Origin of the sequence: Actinomadura rudentiformis, from assembly GCF_008923185.1 — a bacterium.
GTDB classification, from domain to species: domain Bacteria; phylum Actinomycetota; class Actinomycetes; order Streptosporangiales; family Streptosporangiaceae; genus Spirillospora; species Spirillospora rudentiformis.
This window is the reverse complement of record NZ_WBMT01000038.1, coordinates 1-26082: the sequence shown is the minus strand read 5'-3', so window position 1 is coordinate 26082 and position 26082 is coordinate 1. Positions and strand designations below refer to the sequence as shown.

Sequence of the window (26082 nt, the reverse complement as noted above, 5' to 3'; positions counted from 1 at the left end):
GCGCGCACCGGCGTTAGTTCCAGTCGTCCTTCTGGGTGGGGTCGAATAGGGAGAGGACCTCGTCGTCGTCGAGTGCACCTCGCAGGGCCCACACCTCGTCGAGTTGGCCGCCCCAGTTCTGGCCGACCGGGTAGGCGCGGCTGCGGCCGAGCTGCAGCGTGGAGGTCGGGGCGAAGACCCGCGTTGCGTCGCGGTAGGAAACGGTCTCGTCAGCCAGGTCGCTGTCTTCCTTGTAGCCGTTCACATACAAGGTGATCGTTGACTCGTAGCCGTTGTAGACGACTGCGATGTGGTCCCAGTTGCCGTACGGTCCTTGCTGGAAGCTGGAGTGCTCGACGACGGCCTTGGCCGCGTTCGCCTTGTCGCCGTCGGCGATCTCGAGCACGTAGCGGCCGTCCTGCTTGGACGCGTCAAAGCGAACTGCGATCGCGCTGGTGTTCGCCCCGTCAAGGGCAAGGATTGTTCGCGATGACGTCGGCTTCTTGTCGGTCAGGACCCATGCGGACACCGTGAAGCTCTCGCCCGTGTTGATCACAGGCGCCTGGACGTTGGCGAAGTCGGCGTCGCCGCCAGGCAACTCCAGGACGCCCATGGGTCCTTCGGGCGGCCGGACCGCGGCGTCGGGGGTTGCAACGATTGCGGCCCTGCCCGCGAGGTTCAGGTGGTTCTTGACCTGAATCGGTGACTGGTCCGGGCTGGTCGTGCCGGTCTGGGTGTTGAGGTGCCACAGGCCGGCGATCTGTGATTTGACCTTGGACATCGTGTTGATCTCATCGGCGGTGAGTACACGGTCAAAGGCCTTGAGATCATCGATCATGCCGATGAAGTAGTGCTGCTTGTCATAAGCACCCTTCCAGTGGAACCGGCCGATCTGAACCGGCCCCTCAGCGCTGTAGGTGTTCGGCTGGGAGGTGGTGGCCTGCCAGGCCCCGTTGACATACAGGTGGATCTGCTTGGTCACATGGTCGTAGACCCCCGCCAGATGAACCCATTGCCCCAGGACCGGAGCAGCCCGTGAAACGGCGGTGATCAGGGCCGGGTTGTCAGACGCCGGGTCTTGCATGTTGAACACCCACCGATCGGCGCTCGCCGAGTAGTACAGCGCGAACGAGCTGCCCCGGATGCCGTCCTGAGCGATCACGACGGAAGTGTTGGTCTTGCTCGTCAGGCGGGCCCAGGCGGACACCGCAAAGCTCTTGGTGGTGTCCAACACCTTCTCTGAGGTGGCCGCGTGGCTGGAACCGCCGAACCCAACGGCCTTACCGACCGCCCCTTCGGCCTGGTAGATGATGGATCCCTGTGTCGCGGCAGGGGCGCCTGGCTCCGAGGCGCTGTCGGCGAGTGGATTGGTCCCTTCCGCGTCATCCATCTTCCAGTGCGCTTTGGGGCCGGCGCCTTCGGTCACCCAGAACTGGTACACCTCGGTGGAGGTGTTGTTGAAGTCATCCCAGACCTGGACGATGAGCTGGTTCAGCAACGAGTGCGTCGGTGCTGCCGACACCACGGCCGTGGCACCGGGCTTGGCCTTTGCAGCGGATGCCAAGGGGCTTGTGTTGACGGCGTAGGCGTATTTGGTCACCCGTGTGTCGAAGGCGAGAGAGAAGGCGCCGTAGCGTCCCACCCCCGGTGTGGATTGTGCGTCCGGGTCGTCGGGCTGCGCCGCCGGGTAGTCCGTTGAAGTAATGACCGGCGCAGGCAGAGCCCGTGGGTCATACACGAAGTAGCATTGGGACGGGCTTCCGGTAGAGGCCCAGTTGCTCCACACAGCGCCGTCATGAACACGTACATCCCAGCCGAGGAGAACGTTCTGCGGGATAGCGGTAGATGGGATCTGCACCGAGAAGGACGATCTTTTTGATCCCCGAGCTGCCGATTTCTTGATGGCTCCGCCCGGCGGCCGCCATTCTCTCGCTGCCTGAGTGGCCGGGTCAGTCCACCTGACCACGATCTCCGCGGTGAGCTGCTCGCCTTCCACTCCTGCGGCGTCCGGGTCGGTCAGGTTGTTGGCATACAGCATCGGCGCCCGATTGATCTTCGCCTCCGAACCCCATTGATGCGCTGAGCAGTTGCCGCCGGGGCTCATCGACATCTGGCCGGCCTTGGGCTGCGGAGGTTTGGTGTTGTAGTGGACCTGGAGGTAGCCGTTGCTCCAGAACTTCTTCCACGCGTACTGATCGTCCTCGTTCATGGCCCTGAGCCCGAACGTCGTGTACGCGCGGCGTTGCGCGGCGCCGTCCCTGACCTCGTTCGTGACGTTGAACCGCACCATTTCGCTGGGGCACTTGCTGCTATGCCCCGCTGCGACGTCGCGAAAGCCGAGCTTCTCATCCCAATTGTCTTTGGTGGAGTTCCATGTCGATGATTGCCCGAACCCGCTCGTACGCCAGATCTCCACAGCGCGGCCATCGCATGAGGGCGCCCAGGTCTCAGTGACCCCGAACTCCGCCTGGAGGATTTGCTTGCCGATGAACGCACTCGTAGGAACCCGGAAGAACAAGCGCTTCACATGATTCTCGGTGCAGTACGAACCCGCAGGCGGGAGATCGATGGGGCACCGCCCCATCCCCATCGATCCGGTGAAGTTGTACTCGCGCCATCCGTTGCTGGCCACCATGAGGTTCGTCGAGGATTTCGGCGTGTACCACCTGGGGTCGATGTACACGGGGAATCTGGTGCCCGGAGCCGACAGCATGGCCCGGTCAGGCAGCAGCGTCACTGCGCCGCCACCGACTTCGAGCTTCATTCGTGCTACCCGCGAACTGTTGCCCGGTTCCTTCGCCAAAGCTGCGCTCACCGGCCGAGGCGACTTCTGCGCCGGCGCCGCGTGGGAACCGCCCCCAGCCTGAGCGGTCAGATCTTCAGGCTCGGAGGAGTCCCACATCTTGGGTAGCGATGCTTCGAAGACCGTGCCGCCACTCACCGGGTCTGACAACGCCTGCTGCCCCTCGGCGTCGACGTGCGTCTTCAAGCCCGGTGCGGACAGCGCCAGTTTCAGCTCGGCGAGCTGAGGGTTCGCCGCCGCCTGGGCGGTCTTGACCACCAGGACATGGGCAAACCCGCCGGCATCGGCACGCAAGCGCAAATCGATATCGGGCAGGACCGACTGGTAGATCGCCGTGTCGCCTTCGAGAACCGGCGCAGGGAGAACCCCTGGCCATGTCAGCGCCACCGTCTTGCCCGCCCGGGTCATCGATGCCATCGGCCCGGACCCGCCCGCCGAGAACCGCACGTCCACAGTGGACGCCTTTGGCTTGATTCCCGTGGAGGTCCTGGTCAGGTCGGTGTCGATCTCCACCCACTCGCGTCCCTTGAGGGTCCGGACCGGCTCCATGTGCTCGCGCGCCACGAACTTGCCGTCGGGCAACGCGAACACCTCACGGGTCTCACTACGGCGAGACAAGACTTCGACCTGCTTGCCCCCGTTACGGGCGGCCGCCAGCGCCTCCGCCTCGCCCATCTTGGGGCCGAGGTCGTCCGCACTCGCCGCCGGGGCGCCTGCCAACCCAGCCACCTGAAGCAAACCGGCGACCAGCACCGGAACCAAAGTCAGGCCTGTCAGCCGACGAGCCCGACAAGTCGGCTCCAGCATCCCGATGAAGGGCCCTCGCCCTGACACACGCGAACGTCTACGAGCCGACACAGGCACTCCAACTGGCAGTCAAGGTGCGGCAAAAACGTGATCAACGTAGCGTGATCATTTCGGGAGCGACAGGTGTGAAGTTCCCTGAGAACGTGTGATTCAAGTCACGCGACCTGGAGTACTCCGGGCGCCTGATCTCGGCGTCCAACTGAGTTGATCAAGACGCCTTCGATGACCCGGACTGTCACGACGCGTAACCGGTCCTGGAGATGCCGCGAAGACAGTCGACAGAGGAGCCACCTCCGGTGAGAAGGAATCATCTGAGGCTTGCGGTCCTGGGTGTGGGACTGGTGGGAGCCGGGCGGTGGCCCCTGTCGCGTTGTCCGAGGCCGCGGTCAAACACGTGGCGACTTACTCCTATGGCAAGCACACGCGGCAAAAGGTCGACGCCTATTGGAACAACCCCAAGGCCGGAACCACACAACCAGGCCTGGTGATCATTCACGGTGGGGCATGGAACGGTGGCAAACGCACTGACTGGACGACGACCGCGCAGTGGTACGCCAGCCGAGGTTTCGCGGTCTTCGCCATCGACCATCGGTACGACAGCCGATCCCCATGACGACCATCCGCCACCCCCGCGCGTCGCCCATGGGCTCAGCCCGCTCAACAGCAACAGGCTCGAGTTCAACCGGCCACATCACGAGAATCCCTGACCTAACGCACTCACCTGTTCTGCATTCGCGAACCGGGAGTTTCAGACGTGGTCGTAGTCGGTTTCCGGGCGTAGGGCACGGACGAAGCTCGCGAAGTCGGGGGCGAGCACCGTGATCTGGTAGTCCCACTCCTGATCTACGTGGACGATGCGGGGCTCGCCGTCCGGGCCGCAACCACGGTAGTCGAACGCGATCATGTCATGCCCGGCGGACGGGCAGGTGGCGAAGTACACGCCGATCGGGGGGTATCCCCACTCCTGGATCCAGAAGCGGCTACCGGCCTCGCCGCTCAATGAGCAGCGCTTGCTCCGCCCGATCCCCATGATCCCGTCCACAGCCACATGATCGTCGGCCCAGGTGGTCGGGTTCGGCGCAGGGCAGCAAGTACGGCGCGGGACTCCGCTGTTCTGGAACGACATCATCCCCACGTACGAGGCGGGCAACCGATATCCCAGCTCTGCCTGCACGGACGCGACTGATTCGCTCGACGGCGGCGTCTCCACATAGGCGCTCAATGCGTAGTCGTGGTTGTCCCAGAATTCGCCCAGATCGAGGCCCGCGAAGACGCCGCGAAACTCACCAACCACGGGAAACTCCTTGCGCACAGTGCTACACCGTACCGGGACGGCCCCCGAAAGCCGTCCGCTCATGCTGCTGACCGAATGCGTCAGCTGCGGATGCGGTGCTGGGCCTGGTCCGAGACCTTGGCGGCCGCGCAGGGGGTGGTGAGGCCGTCCGGAAGGCGCCCCCGGCTCCGTACGGGGCCACCATGCATGGGAGCGGCGCACGACAGGGCGTCCATGGGCAGTACCAGCAGGCACGAGATCCAGCAGCCCGTCGCGCCGGGAATCCGCGTTCACGGCCGGAGCGTATGGCGGCAGGCCTCCGCTGCGGCACGGCCGTCAGGCGGATCGTCGCGGTCCCCCAAGCGACGGAACACCGGCCCCGCGTTCATGATCCAGATTTTTCGGTGGACAGGTTCGGCCATTTCCGAACCTGGGATGGCCGACCGTCATCTAGTAGACATGTCCCGCCGATGCGGGAGTTCATTTCGCGGGCGATCGGGCCCAGGAATCGAAAATGATCTGGGGGATCACCATGTCCCGACACACACGCGTCATTGCCGCCTCCATTGCCCTCGGGACCGGCCTGGTCGCGGGGTGCGACACAGGGTCGCGATGCACCGTGGCCACGATCGCCGAAGCCTATGAGATCTATTCGCCGATCGTGTTCACTGTCCTTCCCGAGGTCCTGCCCAAGACGGTCCCCGGCCTGGCGGTCAATCTGGGCGTGTTCACCGTGGACACCCTCGCCAAGTACGTTATTGAGCACAAAGTAAAGCCCAACAGGACCTGGCTCCTGATCGAGCAGACCATTCAGGGTCAGCGGAAGACGACGGTGTTCGAGATCGGGACTGGCCGGGAACTCAAGGTCACCATGAACGTTGACGGGCAAGAACTCCGGCAGTTCGCCTTCTACGTGAAGGAGCGCCAGTTCAGGGTGGTCATCCCGGAACACTCCACGACGAGGGTCTCGGTCACCGACGTTTCGGGCGGCGACGGGGTCGCGCGACACGGCAAGGTGGACCAGAACCTGGCCGGCACGCGCGACCTGGAGACGGCGAAGGTGTTCCGGCACCAGCTGGGCCAGGCCGATCCGCCCGAGGCCCGCGCGGGCGATATCCGAGCCAAATCGTTCACGGCGTCCATGGACCTGGTGAACGGGGCCAAGGCCGCGCGATTCACCGGGAAGGGCCGGCCGACCATCGCGGCCTGCCGGTCCTTGCCGGGCGCGGCATGGACGAACAAGTTCCAGGACTACGACTCAAAGGACAAGAACCTCGCCTGGTGCATCATGACCGGCTCGGGCCACTACGGCATGGCCACACCCGACACCAGCGACGGCAAAGGGGTCTTCTATCTGTTGTGGGTGCAGCCTGGCCTTCCCGCACCGGCCGTCGCCCCAACGCCCGAGAAGGACATCGAGATCTGCTGACCCGCGGTATGGATCGTGCTGAGCCGGCGCGGGACGCGATCGCTCACCGAACCCGCGAGCCGGGCGGAGATACGGGGTCCCCGGCCGCTCCGAGGAGGGGGGCGGCCGGGGACCGGATTCGTACGGCGGCTCGTCGCGGTTACGGCTTGGTGTAGCCGACCGTGTAGGAGCCAGAGCCGCTGTACGCGTGGACGCGGTAGCGGTAGGTGCCGGCCGTGCCGTTGTAGCTGACCTTCTCGTCCGGGCCGGGGCTGGTCGAGCTCGCCACGGTGGACCAGGTGCCGGAGGCGTTCTGCTTCTGGAGGTAGAGGTCGAAGTCGACGCCGTCCGGTCCGTCCACGCAGCCGCCGTGGGTGCCGGAGGCCGAGGACGTGTAGCTGGGCTGGTACTGGTTGGCGCCACTGGAGATGGAGCTGGTGGCCTTGGTGCTGTAGCCGTCGCAGTAACCCGGGCTAGGGTTGCCGCCGCCGTCGGTGATGAGCTGGCGTCCCTGACCGGCGAGGATCTGCAGTGGCTCGGCGACGGGCTGGAAGTAGGTGGAGTCGCCGCTGCCCTGGCCGTCGTTGCACGTGCCGGAGCCGCCGGAGGTGATGCCCTGCGCCTGGCCGCCGGTCTCGGTGATGAGCGCGCCGCCCGAGTCACCGGGGTCGGCGCAGATGTTGGTGCGGATCAGCCCGTGCACCGCGCCTTCCTCGTAGTTGACGGTGGCGTTGAGCTGCTGGATGGTGCCGCACCACAGGCGGGAGTTGGTCGTGCCGCCGGACCGGCAGACGCGGGTGCCGACGGGGGCGGCGGTGGCGCCGCGCACGGTCTCGTACGTGCCGTTCCACCTGTTGACCTTGGCCGTGGGGGTCCACTGGCTGTTGGTGTTCACCCAGGCGTAGTCATCGCCGGGGAATGACGAGCCGCCGAACGTGCCCTGGGCGACCTGGTTGGAGCCGCGGGTGGCCTCGCCCGTCGGGCCGCAGTGCCCGGCGGTGAGGAAGCCGTTGGTCACCGAGAACGCGACCGAGCAGCCGTACTGCGTCGTGAAGTAGCGCTCGCCGCCGATGATGTCGTACAGCGGGCGCGGCTTGGCGTTCGACTTGACGATCCGTACGGCCTGCTCGTCCACCCCGCTGGCTCGGACGAACCTCTTGGCGGCCGCGACGGACCGGGTCTCGACGACGACGCTGTTGGTCTTGGCGTCCACGTACCAGGAGCTCACGGAACCAGCTGCGGAACGGGCCTTGCGGTTGAGCGTCGACTGCGCGGAGGCGAGACCGGCCTCGCTCCGGGCGACGGTTTTCGGCGTCGCACCGGCCTTGCGGATCGCGGCGGCGGAGGCGGCGTCGGTGGACGCGACGGTGACGGTCCGGCCGTCGGCCGAGACCCACGCCCCGGCGAACTTCTTGCCGAGGGTCATGCGAAGGTTCTTCTGGATCCGGGTCGCGCGTTCGTACGACGGTGACGGTGCGATCGCGGCGCTCGGCGTGGTGGGGGAGCTGGTACTCGCTACCGCCGGGACCGCCAGAGCCGTGACCATTCCGGCCGAGGCGGCGATCCCAAGCAGGAGGCGTGTGCGAGCCATGTGACTCTCCTGAGGGGTTAAGGGAAGGAGGGGGTGCCCTTCGGCGGGAATGTATGCGGGCGTCCGGAATACGGCAACGAATCGTCACCGAGTGGTTTTTCACAGTTGATTTCCGTTGGCCTCGAACGCTCGACGCCGCACCGGCGAAGGAGGGGTGACCATCACCCTGCGGAAGGCAGATCATGACCACACGGAGCCGGACTTGGCCACGGTGACCACTCGGACCGACGCCGACATCATCCGGGCCTCCCAGGATGATCCGGAGCGCTTCGCCGCCGTCTTCGACCGCTACTACGACGCGATCCACGGCTATGCGGCGCGCAGGCTCGGTGCGAGCCTGGCCGACGACGTCGCCGCCGAGACGTTCCTCATCGCCTTCGACGCCCGCGCCCGCTACGACCTCGCGAGGCCCGACGCCCGCCCCTGGCTGTACGGCATCGCGTCCAACCTCATCGCCCGCCACCACCGCGCCGAGGTCCGCCTCTACCGCGCCCTCGCCCGCACCGGCGTGGAGGAGGTCACCGAAGGCCACGCCGACCGCGTCGCCGTACGGCTGGACGCCGAATCCGCCCGCACCCTCCTGTCGGGCGTGCTGGCCGAGATCGCCGACCGCGACCGGGACGTCCTCCTCCTGGTCGCCTGGGCCGATCTCTCCCTCCAGGAGGCGAGCGAGGCCCTCGGCATCCCCGCCGGCACTGCCCGATCCCGCATGCACCGCGCCCGCAAACAACTCCGCGCCGCCCTGGGCGAGACCGACCCCACGTCCCCCGGAGAGGACCTCGACCGATGAACGACCTCCAGATCCTGCACGACTCCTGGGACAACACCCCGCCGCCCAACCCCGATGTCCGCGCCGCCGCCCGCGCCGCCCTGCTCGAACGCGCTGCGGCCACCTCGATGCAGCAAGTCCCGGCCGACACCGCTCCGGCCACCGCGTTCGACGTCGGCGGCAGGCGGCGGGTGACTCGCGCGCGGATCGGGGCGGTGGTGACCGGCGTGCTGGTTGCGGCGGCGGTCGCGGGCGGCGTCGCCACCGTGCAAGTACGGGACGACGGCGGGCCCCCGGGGGTGACCGGGACGCGACCGATGCTGGTGAGCGCCGCCTTCGTGCTCGACCGGGCGGCCGGAGCGGCCGAGCGGCGGGCGTGGACGCCGCCGCGACCGGACCAGTGGATCTACACGCACTTTCGGAACGTGCCGGTGAAGCAGCGCTGGCCATTGGGGGGCGAGAACGGACCGGGCGAATCGCAGATGATCGAGGAGCAGTGGCAGCGGGCCGACGGTAGGCGGTCGGCGTTCCTCGATGGAGGAAAGCTGCACTTCGTCGACGAGACGCGGGCACCGCATGAGATCTGGCCGCCGTCCGACTACGCCGGGCTGGCCCGGCTACCGGCCGATCCTGACGCGCTGCTCGCGCTGGCCTACCGGCACGTTGGGCCGTTGGGCGACAAACCTTCCACGGCGCCACCTGGCATCAAGGAATGCATTCCGCGCATCGACCGGGAGGAGGTCGCCTTCACCTCGCTGCTCGAGATCCTGGGAACCAACCTGCTGCCCCCGAAGCTGGAGGCCGCCGTCTACCGGGCGATGAAGAAGGTGCCAGGCGTGGTCGTGGACGATGCGGACGGCATGATCGCGCTCGGGCGGCACGAGGACGGATGGCAGTTGAACGAGGTGCTCTTCGACGCCAGGACCTACCGGTACACCGGGCAGCGGTCGACCGCCGTCAAGGACCCGGCAGAGGTGCTGAAAGAAGGGTGCGGCATCCGGTCTTCCGGACTCAACATGCGGATCGTCTCGGTCGGCGTGGTGAACGCGGCGGGGCAACGGCCCTAGAAGTCCTCGAGCAGGCGGGCGGCGGCGATTTCCAGCTTGGCCTGGATCTCGTCGGCGCTCGCGTGCCCGCGGAGCATCTCGATCATCTCCATGGTCCAGACGCTGGCCAGGGCGCGGATGAGGACGCGGCGCGCGTCGTGGGCGGGGAGGTCGTGCTCGGGGCCGACGGCGGCGCGCAGGAGCAGCCGGGACATGCGGTCGCCGAAGTCGGTCTTGACGTCCGAGAGCAGCAGGGAGCGGATGAGGGCCTCGGCCAGCTCCGGCTCGCGCATCAGGCCGCGGGTGGCGCGCATCAGCACCTCGACCGCGCGTTGCGGCGGGTTGCTGGTGCGCGGCGGGCGGCGGTCGATGCTGCCTTCGAGGAGGTCCAGCTCCTCGCTGACGACCGCGACGACCAGGTCCATCTTGGACGGGAAGTAGCGGTATAGAGTACCCAGCGCGACTCCGGCCCGTTCGGCCACGGTGCGCATCTGCATGGCCTCGACGCCGCCGCGCGAGGCGAGGGCGGCTGCCGCCTGCACGATGCGCTTGCGCCTCTGGTGCTGGCTGCGCGAGCGTACGCCTTGCTGGGCGGCCTGGTCGGCCGCCTCGTCCTGGCTGGTCGCAGCCGGCTCTGCGGTCACGGTCTCGCCTTCCGTCGTGCTCCTGCCCCTAGCGTACAGCCCTGGCAAGAACGTGTTATCTGAATCGCCGTGTGGAAGTGGTCCATCAGTCGATCAGTTAACCGTGACATGCGTGGCGAATCGCCTCCTGATCACGCCCCTGGACACAGACTAGAATCTGTTCTAGTTTTTGCGCCATGACGGTGGCAGCCATGCTGAGGGCGCGAGCCGGCGATGACCGGCCGGGCCTGCGCGGCGCCGATGACGGCCGTACGTGGACCTGGCGCGAGGTGGTGCGCGAGTGCGCCGTCCGTGCGGCCTGGATGGACGCCCGCCGCACCGAGGATCGTCCGGTCCATGTCGGAGTGCTGCTCGACAACGTCCCCGAGATGGTGTTCCTGCTCGGCGGGGCCGCCCTGTCGGGTTCGGTGCTCGTCGCGCTCAACCATTCGCGCAGCGCCGCCGAGCTCGCCGGAGACGCCCGTCGCGCCGACTGCGACCTGATCGTCACCCAGCCCCGGCACGCCGAGCTGGCGGCGGCCATCGGTGCTCCTGTCCTCGGGATCGAGAGCGAGGAGTACGCGGCGTCGCTCCTCCCGTACGAAGGGGCCAGGATTCCGGCGGACGACGGGATCACCGGGCAGACGCTGCTGATGCTGATCTTCACGTCCGGCACCTCCGGGCAGCCGCGGGCCGTCCGCGTCACGCATCGCAAGGTCGTCGTTCCGGGCGAGAACCTCGCCGGGCGGATGCTGGACGCCGAATCGGTCGTCTACTGCCCGATGCCGCTGTTCCACTCTGGCGCCATCATGGCGGCGTACGCGCCGGCGCTCGCCGCGGGTGCCGAGCTGGTCCTGCGCGGGCGTTTCTCCGCCTCGGGGATGCTCCCCGACGTGCGCCGATATGGCTGCACCTACCTCCATTACGTCGGCAAGGCCCTTTCGTACGTGCTCGCGACGCCTGCCAAGGACGACGACAACGACAACCCGCTGAAGTTCGCCTTCGGGAACGAGGCGGCGCCGCTGGAGCAGAAGGCGTTCGGTGAACGTTTCGGGTGCTTCGTCATCGACGGCTACGGCTCGACCGAGACCGCGATCTCGCTCTCGCCCGACCCGTTCGGCCCGCCCGGCGCGCTCGGGAAGCTGACCGAGGGGATCAAGGTGCTCGACCCCGAGACCGGCCGGGAGTGCCCGCCGGGACGGTTCGATGAGGCCGGGCGGCTGGTGAACGGCGACGAGGCCATCGGCGAGCTCGTCAACACCGCCGGTCTCGGGCTCTTCGACGGGTACTACAACGAGGAGGCCCCCGACCGGTTGCGGGAGGGCATGTTCTGGAGCGGCGACCACGCCTACGCCGACGAGAACGGCTACGTGTTCTTCGCCGGCCGTACCGCCGACCGCCTGCGCGTGGACGGCGAGAACTTCGGCGCCGCCCAGGTCGAGCGAGCGCTGGCCGAGCTTCCCGGGGTACGGCAGCTGGCGGTGTACGGGGTGCCCGACGCGGCGGCGGGCGACCAGGTGATGCTGGCCCTGGCGACCGACGACTTCGATCCCGAGGCGTTCGCCGCGTACCTGCGCGGCCGCGCGGATCTCAGCCCCAAATGGCCGCCCCGGTACGTGCGGGTCACGCGGGACCTGCCCGCGACCGCCTCCAACAAGATCCTCAAGCGCCGGCTCGTCCAGGAAGGCTGGCGCACCGACGACCCGGTGTGGTGGCGCCCCGGACGGGACCTCGCCTATCGCCGGATGACCCCCGAAGACGTGGCCGTGCTCCGGACCGAGTTCGAACGCCGCGGCCGCCTGCATCTCCTCGAAAGGGGCAAATGAGTGGACTTCAATCTCGACGAGACCCAGCAAGAGCTGAAGGGGCTCGCCGCGGACCTCCTCGCGCGTGAGGCGACGCAGGAGCGCCTTGAGGCGTTCGAGAAGAGCGGCGCCCCGTACGAGGTGGGGATCTGGAAGGCGCTCGCCCAGGCCGGGCTGCTCGGCATCTGCCTGCCCGAAGAGCAGGGCGGCGCCGGGCTCGGGCCGATCGAGCTGACTGTGATCCTGCGGGAGATCGGCGCGCACGTGGCGCCCGTTCCCGCGTACGCCTCGCTCGCGCTGGCCGCGGTGCCCATCGCGCGGCACGGGACCTCCGAGCAGAAGTCACTCCTCGCCCCGCTGAACGAGGGCGAGACCGTCCTTACCGGCGCGTACCGCGAGGTCGGCCCGGCCGGGGTGGTCGCGACGACCGCCCGTCGCGACGGCGACGGCTTCGCCCTGACCGGGGTCAAGACCTTCGTGCCGTACGCGGCGGAGGCCTCCCGCATCCTGGTCCCCGCGCAGGTCGAGGGGGGAGGCATCGGGGTCTTCCTGGTCGAGCCGGGAGACGTGTCGATCACGGCGCATCCGTCGGCGACGACCGAGCCGCTGGCACGCGTCGAGCTGGACGGCGTGCGGGTCGGCGCGGACGCGCTGCTCGGCGGGGTCGCGGACGGCGCGGCCTGGGAGACGCTGCGGCGGTCGGCGGTCGCCGGGGCGGTGGCGCTGTCGTCCGGCGTGATCGAGGGCGCCCTCAACCTGACCACGGAGTACGTGAAGACGCGCGAGCAGTTCGAGCGGCCGCTGGCGCAGTTCCAGGCCGTGACCATGCAGATCGGCGACGTCTACATCGCCAAACGCGCGCTGGACGTCGCGGTCTGGGCAGGCGCGTACCGGCTGGCCGAAGATTCCGCCGATATCGACGAGGTGCTCGCGATCGCCTCGTTCAACGCGGCGGACCCGGTCGTCAAGGCGCTCTACACCTGCCAGCACCTGCACGGCGGGATCGGGCTGGACGTGACCTATCCGCTGCACCGGTACTTCGCCTGGGCCAAGCATTACGGGCATCTGCTCGGCGGTGCCGAAGACCAGCTCGACACGCTTGGCGTTCTTGTCGCCGCTCGGGAGGCGTAAGTGTTCATCGATCTGACCGACGAGCAGAAGAAGCTCCGCGCCGAGCTGCGGGACTACTTCCGGAACTGCCTGAGCGCCGAACAGCGCGACCAGATCGCGAACGATCCGTTCGGCGAGCACTACATGGAGCACTGCAAGCGCCTCGGCCGCGACGGCATGCTCGGCGTCGCGCTGCCCACCGAGTACGGCGGGCGCGGCTTCGGCCCGATGGAACAGCAGATCTTCGCCAACGAGATCGCCCGCGCCGAGGTGCCCTACCCGATCATCACGCTCAACTCGGTGGCGCCGACGATCCTGCAGTACGGCACGGACGAGCAGAAGTCGTTCTTCCTGCCCAAGATCCTCGCCGGCGAGTGCCACTTCGCGATCGGCTACAGCGAGCCGGGCGCGGGCACCGACCTGGCGTCGCTGCGGACCACCGCGGTCAAGGACGGCGACCACTACGTCGTCAACGGGCAAAAGATCTTCACGTCGGGCGCCCACTACAGCGACTACATCTGGCTCGCCGCGCGCACCGACCCGGACGCCAAGAAGCACAAGGGCATCTCGATGCTCATCGTGGACTGCAAGGACCCGGGCTTCTCCTGGACGCCGATCGTGACCATGGACGGGCGGCACCACACCAACTCCACGTACTACCAGGACATACGCGTGCCCGTGGACATGCTCATCGGCGAGGAGAACAAGGGCTGGGACCTCATCGTCAACCAGCTCAACCACGAACGCGTGACGCTCGGCCCGGCGGGCAACATCGGCCACACCTACGACCGCTTCGAGCGCTGGGCGCGCACGGCGACCGGCCGTGACGGCCGGCCGCTCATCAACGAGCCCGCCGTCCGCCGCGCGGTGGCGCAGGTGTACGCCTACCTGCGCGTGAACGAGTTCCTCAACTGGCAGGTCGCGGCGAACATGGACCTCGGCTGGCTGGGCGCCGCGGACGCGTCCGCCACCAAGATCTACGGTTCGGAGCGCATGCAGGAGGTCGGCCGGATCGTCGGCGACACGCTCGCGCGGTACGGCGACCCCGGCGACCCGGTGACGGCGGCGTTCATCGACCGGCTGGACCACGGCGTGAAGGGCGCGATCGTGCTCACGTTCGGCGGCGGCGTCAACGAGATCCAGCGCGAGCTGATCGCCATGATCGGCCTCGGCCTGCCCCGGGCACCGCGGTGACCGGCGTGCATGACGCGACCGGCGTGCACGACCGGCTCCAGGCCCTGGCCGCCGAGCTCGCGGAGGTGGGCGAACGGGCCGGGGCGCCCTGCCTCGACCCGGTGAACGGCGCGATGATCCGCAACTGGACGCAGGCGCTGGGCGACACCGGCGACTGGGCCGAGGTCGCGCCGCCCGCGATGATCCAGGTCTGGTCCATGCCCGGCCTGGTCGCGCAGAAGGGAGCCTCAGCCGCCGACGAGATCCTCCGGCTGCTGAACGAGTCGGGCTACACCGGTGTCGTCGCGACCAACTGCGAGCAGACGTACGACCGGTACGTGAAGGTCGGCGAGCAGCTCCGGTCGACGATGCGGTTCGGTGAACTCGTCGGCCCCAAGAAGACCGCCATGGGCGAGGGCTACTTCGTCACCTGGTACCAGTCCTGGTACGACGAGAACGACCAGCGGGTCGCGGAGATGCTCTTCCGCGTCCTCAAGTTCCAGCCGCGCAAGCGGAGCGGAGCCAAGTCCAAAGGTGGGCCGATCAAGCCTGCGATCGGGCTGGACACCGCGTTCTACTGGGACGGCGCCAAGGAAGGGGAGCTGCGCATCCAGTGCTGCGCCGACTGCGGTGCGCTCCGCCACCCACCGGGGCCGATGTGCCCGAAGTGCCACTCGGTCAAGCGTGACCACGTGGTCGCGAGCGGACGCGGCGAGGTGCACAGCTACGTCGTGCACCACCATCCGCCCGTGCCCGGCAAGACCCCGCCGTACGTCGTGGCGGTGATCGACCTCGACGAGGGTGTGCGGGTCGTGGGCAACGTCAACGGCTGCGCGCCCGAGGACGTGTCGATCGGCATGCCGGTCCAGGTCGTCTTCGAGCGCGTGGACGACGACCTGACGCTCCCGCAGTGGATCCCCGCCGACGCTCCCGTCGAGGCCCCGGAGGCCGCCGCGGAGGAGCCGCCCGCCGACCTGGAGATCCCGCTGACCCCGACGTTCGTGATCGCCACGGCTCTCGCCACCCGCGACTTCACGCCCGTCCATCACGACACCGAGCTGGCCCGCGCCCAGGGCACCAAGGACATCTTCCTCAACATCCTCACGTCCATCGGCCTGGTCCAGCGCGCGGCACTCCAAGCCGAGCCCGGCGCGGTCCTGGAGAGCATCTCGGTGCGTCTCGGCGTCCCCGCGTACGCCGGGGACACCCTCCGCGTCCACACCGAACGGGTCGACGCGACGACGCTGAAGGTGCGCGGCGCGGTGAGCCTCGGCGACCACGTGACGGCGACCGTACGGATCAAGGAGAGCGAGCCGCCTGTGGGGGGACGACCCCCCACACCCCCCGCGGCGCCGGAGGAGCGGCTTCGCCGCCAGGGAGGCGCTCGATGAGCCTCGTAGGCAAGACCGCGATCGCCGGGATCGGGGCGACGGAGTTCTCCAAGGAGTCCGGCCGGTCGGAGCTGCAGCTCGCCGCCGAGGCGTGCCTGGACGCGATCCGCGACGCCGGTCTCAAGCCGTCGGACGTGGACGGGCTGGTGACGTTCGCGGCGGACGCCAACGCCGAGATCGCCGTGCAGCGCGAACTGGGCATCCCGGAGCTGCGCTTCTTCTCCCGGGTGGAGTACGGCGGCGGCGCGGCCTGCGGCACCGTCGCGCACGCGGCCATGGCCGTCGCGACCGGTCAGGCGGACGTGGTGGTCTGCTACCGCGCGTTCAACGAACGATCGGGGCACCGTTTCGGCCAGGCCAACCGTTCGGCGCGGGTGGACTCCACCGGGTTGGAGTTCTCCTGGCACCTGCCGTACGGCTTCGCCACCCCGGCGGCCTGGGTGGCGATGCAGGCCCGCCGCTACATGCACGAGTACGGCGCGACCAGCGAGGACTTCGGCCGCGTCGCGGTCGCGATGCGGCGGCACGCCGCGACCAACCCCAAAGCCTGGTTCCACCAGAGGCCGATCACCCTGGCGGAGCACCAGGAATCCCGCTGGATCGTGGACCCGCTCCACCTGCTGGACTGCTGCCAGGAGTCCGACGGCGGCGTGGCCATCGTCGTGACCAGCGTGGAACGGGCCCGCGACCTCCCGAACCCGCCCGTCGTCATCAACGCGGCGGCGCAGGGCACCGGGCCCGACCAGATGATGATGTTCAGCTACTACAGCGGCGACCTGGCCGCGCTGCCCGCGATGGGCAACGTGGGCCGGCGGCTGTGGGAGCAGTCGGGACTGACCCCGGCGGACGTCCAGACGGCGATCCTGTACGACCATTTCACCCCGTTCGTCCTTATCCAGCTGGAGGAGCTGGGTTTCTGCGGACACGGCGAGGCACGCGACTTCATCAAGGACGGTGGCATTGAGATCGACGGGCGGCTTCCGGTCAACCCGCACGGGGGTCAGCTGGGTGAGGCGTACATCCACGGCATGAACGGCATCGCCGAGGGTGTACGGCAGGTCCGCGGCACCGCGGTCAACCAGGTCAGGGACGTGCGCAACGTCCTGGTGACCGCCGGGACCGGCGTGCCCACCAGCGGCCTGGTCCTCGGCGTCAGCTGAACACCCGCAGGTCGGGCTCGGTCCCCACCCAAGCGCCCTCGACGATCCGGCGCGGCAGGTAGTCGGTCTCGACCCCGACCTGCCAGCCCCGGTCGAACGCCGCGCAGGCCAGGCCCAGGGCGTCGATCCAGATCAGCCCATCGGGGTCGTCGACGCGGTCGCCCACCGAGTAGTACTGCCGGTAAAGGTCCAGGGCTTCGGCCATCGCCTTGTCGAAGCCCGCCTGATCGTCTGCGGCCAGGCGGTCGAGCAGGACGACGCGCGGGTTGCGCAGGCACTCCCAGTGGTCATCGCCGCTCTTCTTGGCCAGCGCCGCGTCCAGATGGGGCCGGGCGTCCCCTCCGGCCAGGAAGGCCCGCAGGGCGAGAGCGTAGGCCGGGACGTCGGGTCCGCGCCGCTGCTCTTGGCGAAGACCTCGTCGGCCACGCCGCCGAGGAACGTCAGGTCATCCGCCGGCCGGGCGGCGAGTGCGAAAGCGACCGCCTTGGCGTAGCTCCAGTGGCTGCTGTCGCTGTTCGGGCCGGGAGCCGGGACGGATCCGGTCCGGCCTGCGACCGTGACCTCCACCTCGCTCTCCCTGGGCGCGGCGGCGAGCCGGAACGCGGCGCAGGTGGCCTCGCTCGCCACGACCAGATCGGCCCACTGGCGCGGGTCCTCGGCCGCGGGATCGAGGACCGAACGGACGGAGAACGCCCGGAGCCGGTCCTGGGCGAACCGTTGGAAGGCCGAGCAGCGATAGCCAAGGACGATACGGGGGCCGAAGAGCCTCGTGAGGCCCTCGGCGGCCTTTCCCTCCAGACGCTCGATCCACTCGGCGTTGTCCTGCCGCGAGTACTCGGGTCGTGGGATCGGCTCGCCGGCCTCCGCCGTCCTCGGCCCGGCCTCGGTCACCAGCCGGACGGGCAGGTATCCCGACTCGACCTCGACGGGGACGCCGCTCTCGTGGGCGAGCGCGGCGAGAGCAAGCGGCCCCCACGCGATCAGGTCACGGACCCGGCCCGCACCGGCCTTCTCCCGGTGCCTGGCGATCGCCTCGGCCAGAGCCGTCTGGAAACCGGCGGCATCCCCCTGGACGAGGGCCCGGAGCAGCGTGACCTCGTCGCCGGGTGACCGGGCGCCGTCGAGCTTCACGGGATAGGGAGTCCGGGCCGGACCGGGGGAGCCGTCGGGGCCGTGCGGCTCGTCCCCGTCCTGGCTGAGAAGACCGGCGACATCGGCCCAGCGGATCGCCAGCGCCCGCGCGTAGACGGTCTCCGGCCCGTCGGGCAGGCCTTGCAGCAGGTCGTAGAGCCGGACGAGCTTCGCTCCGTCGCGGCAGATCAGTGCCAGATGGAAGGCGTGGATCCAGTCGCTCGTGTAGACGCGCTCCTCGTCGGTGACGGTAAAGCCGAAGCCGACCCCGAGATATTCGACGAAGGCCCGTGCCACCTCGCCCACCGGCGTGTGCTGCGCCGCGACGTAGTCGGCCGCGAGCTCGGCCGCGCTCTTCAGCGCCGTCCAGGACTCGCGGCTCTCGAACCGCGGGTCGATCTCGGCCGAACGCGCCGCCACGTAGTCGAGCAACATGTCGCTGAGCATCTCGATGCCGAACGGTCCGCCGTTCTCGGCTCGCGACGTGTCCTCTGACAGCTGGTCCGGAACGGCGCCGAGCGCCTTGGCGATGGCTGATTCGTCTACCTCATGGCGATCCGCGCACATGGTGGACGAGCGTACAAGCCTCGTGATCAGTCGGCGGGCGGAACCGAGGGGAAGTTGAGGCCGTCCTCGACGATGGCGAAGGCACGGTCGAGGGCCTCCGACAGAGGGATGCCGTCACAGGAGTTGCGGTAGTTGTGGATCATGTCGGTGGTCGCGCGGAACGAGCAGGCGGCGGTGGCCGCCACCACGTGCGGGCGCAGGTCGGCCGCGGGGTCGACGCCCATGCGCTCGGCGATGACGCGCGTCAGGGAGGCCTGCTTCTTCTGCGTGTGCTCCAGGCTGCCCGCGAGCAGCGCGGGGCTCGTCTGGATGAGGTCCATCATGGTGGACAGGCGCTCGGGGTCGAAGCCGCTCTCGCCGCGTTCGGCGGCCTGGACGATGCCGACGACGGCGCGGCGGAGCGCGGTCACGACCGGCTCGTCCGGCGGCCGGGCGGTGAGCGCCGCCAGCACCGCCTCGTGCTGCTCCTCCTGGAAGGTCAGGGCGACCTCTTCCTTCGAGGTGAAGTAGCGGAAGAACGTCCGGGACGAGACGTCGACGGCGTCGGCGATCTCCTCCACCGTCGTGGCGTCGAAGCCCTTCTCGGCGAAGAGTTCGAATGCGGCGTCGATCAGGGCTTCGCGGGTGCGCTGCTTCTTGCGTTCGCGCCGGCCCTGGGGCGGGGAGTCCGGACCCGCGGGGTGGGCCTCGGGGGCGGTCGCGGTCATGGGCGAAGTGTAACGGCCCGATGATCCTCCGCCAACTGGCGGAGCGTGAATATTGTCGTGATCTGAATCATGTCTTCTCATGAAAGTAGGCGTTTGACGACAACTGTCATTCTATGACAGTTTGGGGGCTCACCCCAGCGAACAAGCCGTCCTACGGAGGCAGCTCCATGTCCCCATCCGCGGGCACTGATGTGCTCGACGCACAACCACAGAGGCCCAGGGACGACTCCCGCGGCCGCTCGTCACGGGCCGGGCACGGCCATCCCTGGCTGACCCTGATCGCCGTCGCGCTCGGCGTGATGATGGTCGGCCTCGACGCCACCGTCGTGTCGATCGCCAACCCTGCGATCGCCAAGGACCTCGGCGCCGACCTGTCCGGCCTGCAGTGGGTGACCAACGCCTACATGCTCACCATCGCCGTCACACTGATCCCGGCGGGCAAGATCGCCGACCGGTTCGGCCGGAAGGGCACCTTCATCGCCGGTGTGATCGGCTTCGCCATCGCGTCCGTGCTGATCGGAGCCTCGGGCAGCCTCGGGATGGTCATCTTCTGGCGCGTCGTGCAGGGCTTCGCCGGGGCGCTCCTGCAGCCGGCCAGCCTTGCGATCCTGCGCAACACCTTCCCCGCCGACAAGCTCAACGCCGCCATCGGCATCTGGGGCGCCACGGTCGGCATCTCGATCGCCGGCGGCCCGATCGTGGCCGGCCTCCTCGTCGAGAACGTCAACTGGGAGTCGGTCTTCTTCCTCAACGCGCCGCTGGGCGTGATCGCGCTCGCGGTCGGGCTCTGGGTGATCCGCGAGTCCAAGGACGAGGAGGCGCGCGGCTCGTTCGACATCCCGGGCGTCGTGCTGCTGAGCGGCGCGCTCTTCGCCCTCGTCTGGGGCCTGATCAAGGCGGGCGAGAACGGCTTCGGCGATGCCGTCCCGCTGTGGTCGTTCGCCGCCGCGATCGTCCTCGGCGCGGTCTTCGTGGTGAACGAGCTGCGGGCCGAACACCCGCTGCTCCCGCTCGGCCTGTTCAAGTCGGCCTCCCTGTCCGCCGCGACCGGACTGATCGTCCTGGGCTTCTTCGGGATGTTCGGCACGATCTTCTTCATCACGCTCTACCTGCAGCAGGTGCACGGCATGAGCCCGGTCGACGCGGGCGTGCGCATGTTGCCGATGACCGCCGTCTTCATCGTGGCCTCGCCGATCGCCGGCGCCCTCACCAGCCGCTTCGGGCCGCGCGTGCCGCTCGTGCTCGGCATGGCCTTCACCGCGACGGCGCTCTTCGGCCTCTCCCGGATCGGCGTGGACGCGCCGTACGTCCAGCTGTGGCCGTGGTTCGTGCTCATCGGCCTGGCGTTCGGCTTCGTCCTGGTCGCCGGGACCGAGGCGATCGTCGGCAACGCCCCGCCCCAGCTGGCGGGCGTCGCGGGCGGCCTCCAGCAGACCGCCGCCCAGATCGGCGGCGTGCTCGGCACCTCCGTCCTCGGCACCCTGCTCTCGACCAAGGTCGGCGACGTGCTGTACGGCCGCCTGACCGACGCGGGCGTCCCCGGCCAGGCCGCGGGGCAGATCACCGACCAGGGCGCGGGACTCGTCTCGCAGGGAGTCGCCCCCGTACCGCCGGGCACGTCCCCGGACACGGCCGACGCCATCACCTCCGCCAGCCACCTGGCGTTCATGGACGGCTGGGAGACCTCCATGACCGTCGCCGGCGCGGTCGCCGTGGTCGCGATCCTCGCCGCGCTCCTGGTCAAGCGCGGCCAGACCCCGGTCGAGGGTGCCGCCGCCCTCTGACACCAGACCTGCGGTGTGCCGCTCCCACACGGCCGCCCACGCCCGAGCGGCACACCGCAACCGCCACCGGCCCCGCAATGGGCTGGTGGCCGGCCCTTTTCTGGGTAACACCACCGTGCGTGGTTTTCCGGCGAGCGGCGAGGTCCGACCGCATGAACCCCTTTCGCACGTTGACCCGACGACGCCGGCACGGTGCCCTGGCGCGGCTGGACCGGTTCATGGCACGGGCTCTGCTCCTGCGCGGGGCGGTCCTCTTCGGTGTCCTCGGCGCCTTCGCCCTCATGCTCTACGCAGCGGACCTGCTGTGGGGCGATGGAGAGACCTTCATGGTCGTACAGGGGCCGGTGTACCTGGCGATCGCAGCCGTCTGCCTGGGCGTTTGGTGGTGGCGGCGTCGCCGGCCGCGCGGGTGACTAGGCCGGTTTGCGGGCTCGGAAACGGAGGGCCCGGTCGGTCGTGGAGACCTTGACGTCCGTGAAGCCTGCCGTCTCAAGGCGCGGGGCGAGGGTGTCCGGATCGACGACGACCATCGTGTCGAAGAGGTGGATGAGCCGGAATCCGGCGCTGACGCGGCTGTCGCTGCCCGCGAAGACGCCGCCGGGACGCAGGACGCGGTGCACCTCGGCGAACAGCCGGTCCTGGAGGGCCTCGGACTGAACGTGGTGGAGCATCGTGAAACAGGCCGCTCCGCTGAAGGTCTCCGATGGGAAGGGCATGTCCGTGCCGTCGCCCTCCACCACGTCGGCAGTGGTGTGGGCGCGCAGGCGCTCGGCCAGGGCGGGATCGATCTCCAGCGCGGTCAGCTCCGGGACCTTGCGCTGGAGGATGCGGGTCGTGACGCCGTATCCCGGGCCCACCTCCAGGACCTTGTCACCGAGGTCGGTGCCGTCCAGCACCCACGGGAGGAGGCTGCCCTCGACGCAACGGGCCCAGGCCGTGGACCGACAAAACCACTGGTGAAACCGGTTCATTGGCATATTCCGACGCTAGGCTCAAGAGAGCGATGTCGGATATGAGGTGGCAGGACACATGATATCGCGATCCGGACACTTGGGTGATCTTGCCGGGCTGGGCGCCTCGTTCGCGGGGCTCGGGCTCGGTGGTTTGGCGGTCGGCAGCTTTCCGATGCCGGCCCGGCGGAGGTTCCGGGAGCACCGGCACCGGTGGCATCAGCTCGCATGGGCGGCGGAGGGCGTGGTCACCGTCGAGACGCCCGGCCGGACATGGGTGCTGCCGCCGGTCCGGGCCCTGTGGATCCCCGCCGGGGTGCCGCACACGACGTCCGCGCACGACTCGGCCATGATGCGGAGCCCGTATCTCTGGCCCGAGACGTGTCCCGTGGGCTGGAACGAGCCGACGGTCATCAACGTGCCGCCGCTCCTGCGCGAGCTGATCGTTCATCTGGCGACGTCGAAGCTGCCGAACGATGCCCGGGCCCGCGCCGAGGCCGTGGTGTACGACCTGCTCGAACCGGTTGAGATCACGACGATCGAGGTGCCGATGCCCACCGACGGGCGGGCACGCCGGGTCGCCGAGGCGCTGCTGGCCGACCCCAGGGACGGCCGGACCCTGGACGCGTGGGGCCGGGAGGTCGGGGCGAGCAGCCGGACCCTGGCGAGGCTGTTCGACGCGGAGACCGGGTTGAGCTTCGGGCGGTGGCGGACGCAGGCCCGCATGCGCGCGTCCCTGGAACTGCTGGCCGAAGGGGTCCCGGTGGCGACGGTCGCCCGTCGTGTCGGATATGAGACCCCGAGTGCGTTCGTCGCCGTTTTCCGGCGGGCCTTCGGGGTATCGCCCCGCATGTACTTCAGTGACTCGTAGGCTGCAGGGGTGATGGGCACGTTTCTGCGGCGGTATCCGGTGCCGCTGGTGTTCCTGGGCGTGTTCGGCCTGGTGTGGCTCGTGCAGGCAGCGATGTTGTCCCCGGGAGCCCGCGACGACCTGATCGGCTGGGCCAGCACCAACCTGTCCAATCTCGGGGTCAACCCGCTCGGCACGATGGTGACCTCGGCCTTCGTGGCCGAGGACGCGCACGGCGTGCTGATGGTCGTGACCGCCATCGGGCTCTTCCCGGTCGCGCGGCGCTTCGGCAACCTGCGGACCATGCTCCTCATCGCCGTCGCCCACGTGCTCGGCACCGTGGTCAGCCAGGGCATCGCGTTCGTCCGCTTGGAGCTGGGCCAGCTGTCGGACTCCATCCGCACCATGCCCGACGTCGGGCCCTCGTACGTGCTGTCGGCGGCCCTTGTCGCCGCCGTCCTGTACGGCCCGGGTCGCTGGCCGCGCCTGCTGGCGCTCGCCGGCTGGTGCGCCCTCGCCCCGTTCCTCTTCGCGGGCCTGCTCTCCCTCGACGTCGCCGCGGTCGGCCATGTCGTCGCAATGGTCGCCGGCGCCCTCGTCGGCGCTCTGCTCTTCCGGCACGAACGCCGCCGCCAGCCAAGTCCCGCGCTCGCCGAGGCCTAGGCAGGCGCCCGTGTCAGCCCTCGCCGGGGGTCGGGGCCGGGTTGGAGGACGGGCTTGGGCTCGGGTCGTCCGATGGCGGCGCCGGCGGGTTCTCCGTGGGCTCGGTCGGCGCCGGCTCGGTCGGAGTCGGCTCGGTCGTGCCCGGATCCTCGGCCGGCGGGGTCGCCGGCGGCTCGGACGGGGACTCCTCCGGCGGCACGGCCGGCGTCTCCTCGGGAGGTGAGGGCGACTCTTCCGGCGGGCTGGGCTTGCCCTTCTCCGGCGGCGGGGTGGTGCCCGGCTTGGTGGGGACCGGCTGGGTCGTCGGGATGCCGCCGCCAGTTGAGGGGAGTGGCGCGGAGCCCTGGCCCGGCGTGCCTGTGCCGCCGTCCTTACCGGTGTCCCCGTCCCGGGCGGGTTTGTCGGTGTACGTCTGGTTCGGGCTCGTGGCCGGGCGGTCGCTCGTCGACTCGGTGGTTCCGCTGCCCCCGCTCGGCAGCAGGGAGGAGGCGCCGCCGCCCTTGGCCGCCGGCCACGACACGAGCAGACCGGCCGCCGCGGCGGCGGACGCGGCGATGCCCGCGACCGCGGTGATGCTCTTGACCTTGCGGCGCGGACGGCCCTTCGCCTCGGTCCCCGATCCGATCACCACGACCGGGTTGGTGGTGACGATGCCGGGCAGGGGCCCGGTCAGCTCCCCCTCGAACGCGGCGAGAGTGTGCTCGCGGAGCCAGGCGGGCGGCTGGTCGGGTGCGCGGTGGGCGAGCAGCTGCGGGAGCGTGCCCTTCTCGAAGGCGGCGATGAGGTCGAGGCTCTGCGATCCGGTGCCGCGCATGAGAAGGTCGAGCACGGCCCGTTCGAGCCGGGCGCGCGCGACGTTCAGCAGCTGCCGGGCCGTGTCGGGGGCGATGCCGACCACGCGGGCGATGTCGGGAATCTCCAGCCACTCGCCGGCCTCCAGAAGGAGCACCTCGCGGTGGTCGGCGCGGAGCGTGCCGGCCGCGCGGAGCAGCGGGTCGTCACCGGACGCGGTCAGGACGAAGCCCCGGTCGAGGGCACCGCGCTCGACGCAGGCCGACCGCGCGAGGGCGTACAGCCAGAGCACGCTGTCGCCGCGCGGCGGGTGCTGGACCGTCGCCGCGAAGGTGTCGGTGACCGCCGCCGCCGCGTCGTCGCCGACCAGGGACCAGCAGTAGGCGTAGAGGCGGGCGGCGTGCGCGTCGTAGAGGCTCCCCGGGTCCCCGCGCATGCTGACCTCCGTGGGTGTCCAAGTCTGGGGCAATTGGGTGGAAATTGGGACTGTAGTGGAACCCGGACGCAACTGAGAAGCGCGGTCGCGTTCCGTCAGGATCGCTCACTCTTCGTGCTGAACGCAAGGTGATTGATCACGTTCACGGGGAGTTCATGTCATTTGCTCCGGATTACTTGATTACTGATCCGGTTCACCAGGGAAACTCGAAACTGTTGTCGAACGAGGGGGTTCGGGTGCACCGGAGCCGGTTGTCCGAGGATGACGTCCACCAGTACATACGCGGCGTCTGTTTCAAGAACGGCCCTCCTGGCACGGTCGGCGCGGAGACGGAATGGTTCGTCGAGGACGTCGCGGCGCCCGGCGCGCACGTCCCCGTCGGCCGGCTACGGACGGTCATGGAAGCGGCCGAGCCGCCGCCGAACGGGAGCAACATCACCTACGAGCCGGGTGGGCAACTGGAGCTCAGCTCGGCGCCCTTCCCCGGTCTGGCGCCCCTCCACGAGGGGCTGTCCGCGGACCTGGCGCATGTGACCGAGGCGCTCGCCGCCGCCGGGCTCGCGCTCAACGGGCACGGGGTCGATCCGGTGCGGACGCCGTTCTTCCAGGCCGACCATCCGCGGTACGAGTGCATGAAGGGCTACTTCGCGCAGGAGTTCGCCGACGCCGGCATGGCGATGATGTGCTCGACCGCGTCCGTCCAGGTGTGCGTGGACATCGGCGCCGATCCCGCCGACGCGGCGCAGCGGTGGCGGCTCGCTCACGCGCTCGGGCCGGTGCTGGTCGCCGCGTTCGCCAACTCGCCGCTGCGGGCCGGGCACCGCACCGGGATGCGCTCCACCCGGCAGGCCATCTGGACCGACCTCGACCCGTGCCGTACCGCCGTGCCGGTCGGCGACGACCCGGCCGAGGCCTGGGCGCGGTACGCGCTGGACGCCAGGGTCATGATCATGCGCACCCCGGACGGGGCGTGGCTCGCCGACCCCGGGATGACCTTCCGGGAGTGGCTCGACAAGGGCGAGCCAGGCCAGGAGGACTTGGAGTACCACCTGTCCACGCTCTTCCCGCCGGTACGGCCGCGCGGCTGGCTGGAGCTGCGCATGATCGACGCCCTGCCCGAGCCGTACTGGCCGGTGCCCGTGGCGGTCGCGACCGCTCTGCTCGACGACCCGGCCGCCGCCGCGGTGGCCGAGGCGGCGACCGAGCCGGTGGCCGGCCGCTGGGCCGAGGCGGCCCGGTGCGGCCTCGCCGACCCGCCGCTGGC

General features: G+C 69.4%; 22 protein-coding genes and 1 pseudogene. 14 read left to right on the top strand and 9 right to left on the bottom strand.

Annotated features, from left to right (window positions below):
• Nucleotides 1-13 precede the first annotated feature (13 nt).
• The gene (locus tag F8566_RS49055; RefSeq protein WP_192810288.1) at nt 14-3535 is read right to left on the bottom strand and encodes a LamG domain-containing protein; all 3522 of its coding nucleotides are present in this window, start codon (nt 3533-3535) and stop codon (nt 14-16) included.
• Nucleotides 3536-3944: 409 nt separating this feature from the next.
• On the opposite strand from F8566_RS49055, the gene F8566_RS49050 reads away from it, so the two are divergent.
• Nucleotides 3945-4202, top strand: a complete 258-nt coding sequence (locus F8566_RS49050; protein ID WP_151571299.1) for an alpha/beta hydrolase family protein — start codon at nt 3945-3947, stop codon at nt 4200-4202.
• Between the two features lie 135 nt (nt 4203-4337).
• Here F8566_RS49050 and F8566_RS49045 read toward each other — a convergent pair whose 3' ends face one another.
• Entirely contained in the window at nt 4338-4883 is a 546-nt protein-coding gene (locus tag F8566_RS49045) for an SMI1/KNR4 family protein (RefSeq protein ID WP_225994230.1), read from the bottom strand.
• 511 nt (nt 4884-5394) lie between these two features.
• Between F8566_RS49045 and F8566_RS49040 the strand changes: the two genes are divergently transcribed.
• Nucleotides 5395-6291 carry a hypothetical protein gene (locus F8566_RS49040; protein ID WP_151571295.1) on the top strand — a complete coding sequence of 299 codons (897 nt, stop codon included), beginning with the start codon at nt 5395-5397 and terminating at the stop codon, nt 6289-6291.
• A gap of 139 nt (nt 6292-6430) precedes the next feature.
• Here F8566_RS49040 and F8566_RS49035 read toward each other — a convergent pair whose 3' ends face one another.
• Entirely contained in the window at nt 6431-7861 is a 1431-nt protein-coding gene (locus F8566_RS49035) for a S1 family peptidase (protein ID WP_192810287.1), read from the bottom strand.
• 154 nt (nt 7862-8015) lie between these two features.
• Between F8566_RS49035 and F8566_RS49030 the strand changes: the two genes are divergently transcribed.
• Together F8566_RS49030 and F8566_RS49025 are read left to right on the top strand one after the other, a co-directional pair.
• Nucleotides 8016-8651, top strand: a complete 636-nt coding sequence (locus tag F8566_RS49030; RefSeq protein ID WP_151571293.1) for an RNA polymerase sigma factor — start codon at nt 8016-8018, stop codon at nt 8649-8651.
• Nucleotides 8648-9697, top strand: a complete 1050-nt coding sequence (locus F8566_RS49025) for a CU044_5270 family protein (protein ID WP_151571291.1) — start codon at nt 8648-8650, stop codon at nt 9695-9697. The genes F8566_RS49030 and F8566_RS49025 overlap by 4 nt, the downstream gene beginning before the upstream one ends.
• Here the strand turns inward: F8566_RS49025 and F8566_RS49020 are convergent.
• Nucleotides 9694-10320 carry a TetR family transcriptional regulator gene (locus F8566_RS49020; protein WP_151571289.1) on the bottom strand — a complete coding sequence of 209 codons (627 nt, stop codon included), beginning with the start codon at nt 10318-10320 and terminating at the stop codon, nt 9694-9696. The two genes, F8566_RS49025 and F8566_RS49020, sit on opposite strands and share 4 nt — an antisense overlap.
• Nucleotides 10321-10496: 176 nt before the next feature.
• Between F8566_RS49020 and F8566_RS49015 the strand changes: the two genes are divergently transcribed.
• The 5 genes from F8566_RS49015 to F8566_RS48995 are packed head-to-tail and all read left to right on the top strand — an operon-like array spanning nt 10497 to nt 16938.
• Complete coding sequence (locus F8566_RS49015) at nt 10497-12125, top strand: AMP-binding protein (protein WP_151571287.1); 1629 nt, start codon at nt 10497-10499, stop codon at nt 12123-12125.
• The gene (locus tag F8566_RS49010; RefSeq protein WP_151571285.1) at nt 12126-13235 is read left to right on the top strand and encodes an acyl-CoA dehydrogenase family protein; all 1110 of its coding nucleotides are present in this window, start codon (nt 12126-12128) and stop codon (nt 13233-13235) included.
• Nucleotides 13236-14408 (top strand): acyl-CoA dehydrogenase family protein, encoded by a 1173-nt coding sequence (locus tag F8566_RS49005; protein ID WP_151571283.1) that lies wholly within the window; start codon nt 13236-13238, stop codon nt 14406-14408.
• A gap of 5 nt (nt 14409-14413) precedes the next feature.
• On the top strand, nt 14414-15778 hold the full coding sequence (locus F8566_RS49000; RefSeq protein ID WP_225994229.1) for an OB-fold domain-containing protein: 1365 nt from the start codon (nt 14414-14416) through the stop codon (nt 15776-15778).
• A complete protein-coding gene (locus F8566_RS48995) occupies nt 15775-16938 on the top strand; it encodes a lipid-transfer protein (RefSeq protein ID WP_151571281.1) in 1164 nt (387 codons plus the stop codon). The genes F8566_RS49000 and F8566_RS48995 overlap by 4 nt, the downstream gene beginning before the upstream one ends.
• Here F8566_RS48995 and F8566_RS52075 read toward each other — a convergent pair.
• The 3 genes and pseudogenes from F8566_RS52075 to F8566_RS48980 all read right to left on the bottom strand — a co-directional run bounded on the left by F8566_RS52075 (nt 16931) and on the right by F8566_RS48980 (nt 19343).
• Nucleotides 16931-17287: an immunity 49 family protein gene (locus F8566_RS52075; RefSeq protein ID WP_264159553.1), complete on the bottom strand. Its 357-nt coding sequence runs from the start codon at nt 17285-17287 to the stop codon at nt 16931-16933. The two genes, F8566_RS48995 and F8566_RS52075, sit on opposite strands and share 8 nt — an antisense overlap.
• Nucleotides 17288-17841: 554 nt before the next feature.
• Nucleotides 17842-18504 (bottom strand): annotated as a pseudogene (locus F8566_RS52070) (immunity 49 family protein); the annotation flags it as partial.
• Between the two features lie 158 nt (nt 18505-18662).
• On the bottom strand, nt 18663-19343 hold the full coding sequence (locus F8566_RS48980) for a TetR family transcriptional regulator (RefSeq protein ID WP_151571275.1): 681 nt from the start codon (nt 19341-19343) through the stop codon (nt 18663-18665).
• A 167-nt stretch (nt 19344-19510) separates the two neighbouring features.
• Between F8566_RS48980 and F8566_RS48975 the strand changes: the two genes are divergently transcribed.
• Both F8566_RS48975 and F8566_RS48970 read left to right on the top strand, forming a co-directional pair.
• Nucleotides 19511-21127 (top strand): MFS transporter, encoded by a 1617-nt coding sequence (locus tag F8566_RS48975; protein ID WP_151571273.1) that lies wholly within the window; start codon nt 19511-19513, stop codon nt 21125-21127.
• A 152-nt stretch (nt 21128-21279) separates the two neighbouring features.
• Nucleotides 21280-21540, top strand: a complete 261-nt coding sequence (locus F8566_RS48970) for a hypothetical protein (protein WP_151571271.1) — start codon at nt 21280-21282, stop codon at nt 21538-21540.
• Here F8566_RS48970 and F8566_RS48965 read toward each other — a convergent pair whose 3' ends face one another.
• Nucleotides 21541-22023, bottom strand: coding sequence for a class I SAM-dependent methyltransferase (locus tag F8566_RS48965; protein WP_225994228.1), 483 nt, complete (start codon nt 22021-22023; stop codon nt 21541-21543).
• Nucleotides 22024-22156: 133 nt separating this feature from the next.
• Between F8566_RS48965 and F8566_RS48960 the strand changes: the two genes are divergently transcribed.
• Nucleotides 22157-22948, top strand: coding sequence for an AraC family transcriptional regulator (locus F8566_RS48960; protein WP_151571267.1), 792 nt, complete (start codon nt 22157-22159; stop codon nt 22946-22948).
• A 12-nt stretch (nt 22949-22960) separates the two neighbouring features.
• A complete protein-coding gene (locus F8566_RS48955; RefSeq protein ID WP_318836486.1) occupies nt 22961-23590 on the top strand; it encodes a rhomboid-like protein in 630 nt (209 codons plus the stop codon).
• Between the two features lie 13 nt (nt 23591-23603).
• Here F8566_RS48955 and F8566_RS48950 read toward each other — a convergent pair whose 3' ends face one another.
• Entirely contained in the window at nt 23604-24818 is a 1215-nt protein-coding gene (locus tag F8566_RS48950) for an RNA polymerase sigma factor (protein ID WP_151571263.1), read from the bottom strand.
• 251 nt (nt 24819-25069) lie between these two features.
• Between F8566_RS48950 and egtA the strand changes: the two genes are divergently transcribed.
• On the top strand, nt 25070-26082 hold a 1013-nt coding region (gene egtA, locus F8566_RS48945), incomplete at its 3' end, for an ergothioneine biosynthesis glutamate--cysteine ligase EgtA (RefSeq protein ID WP_225994227.1).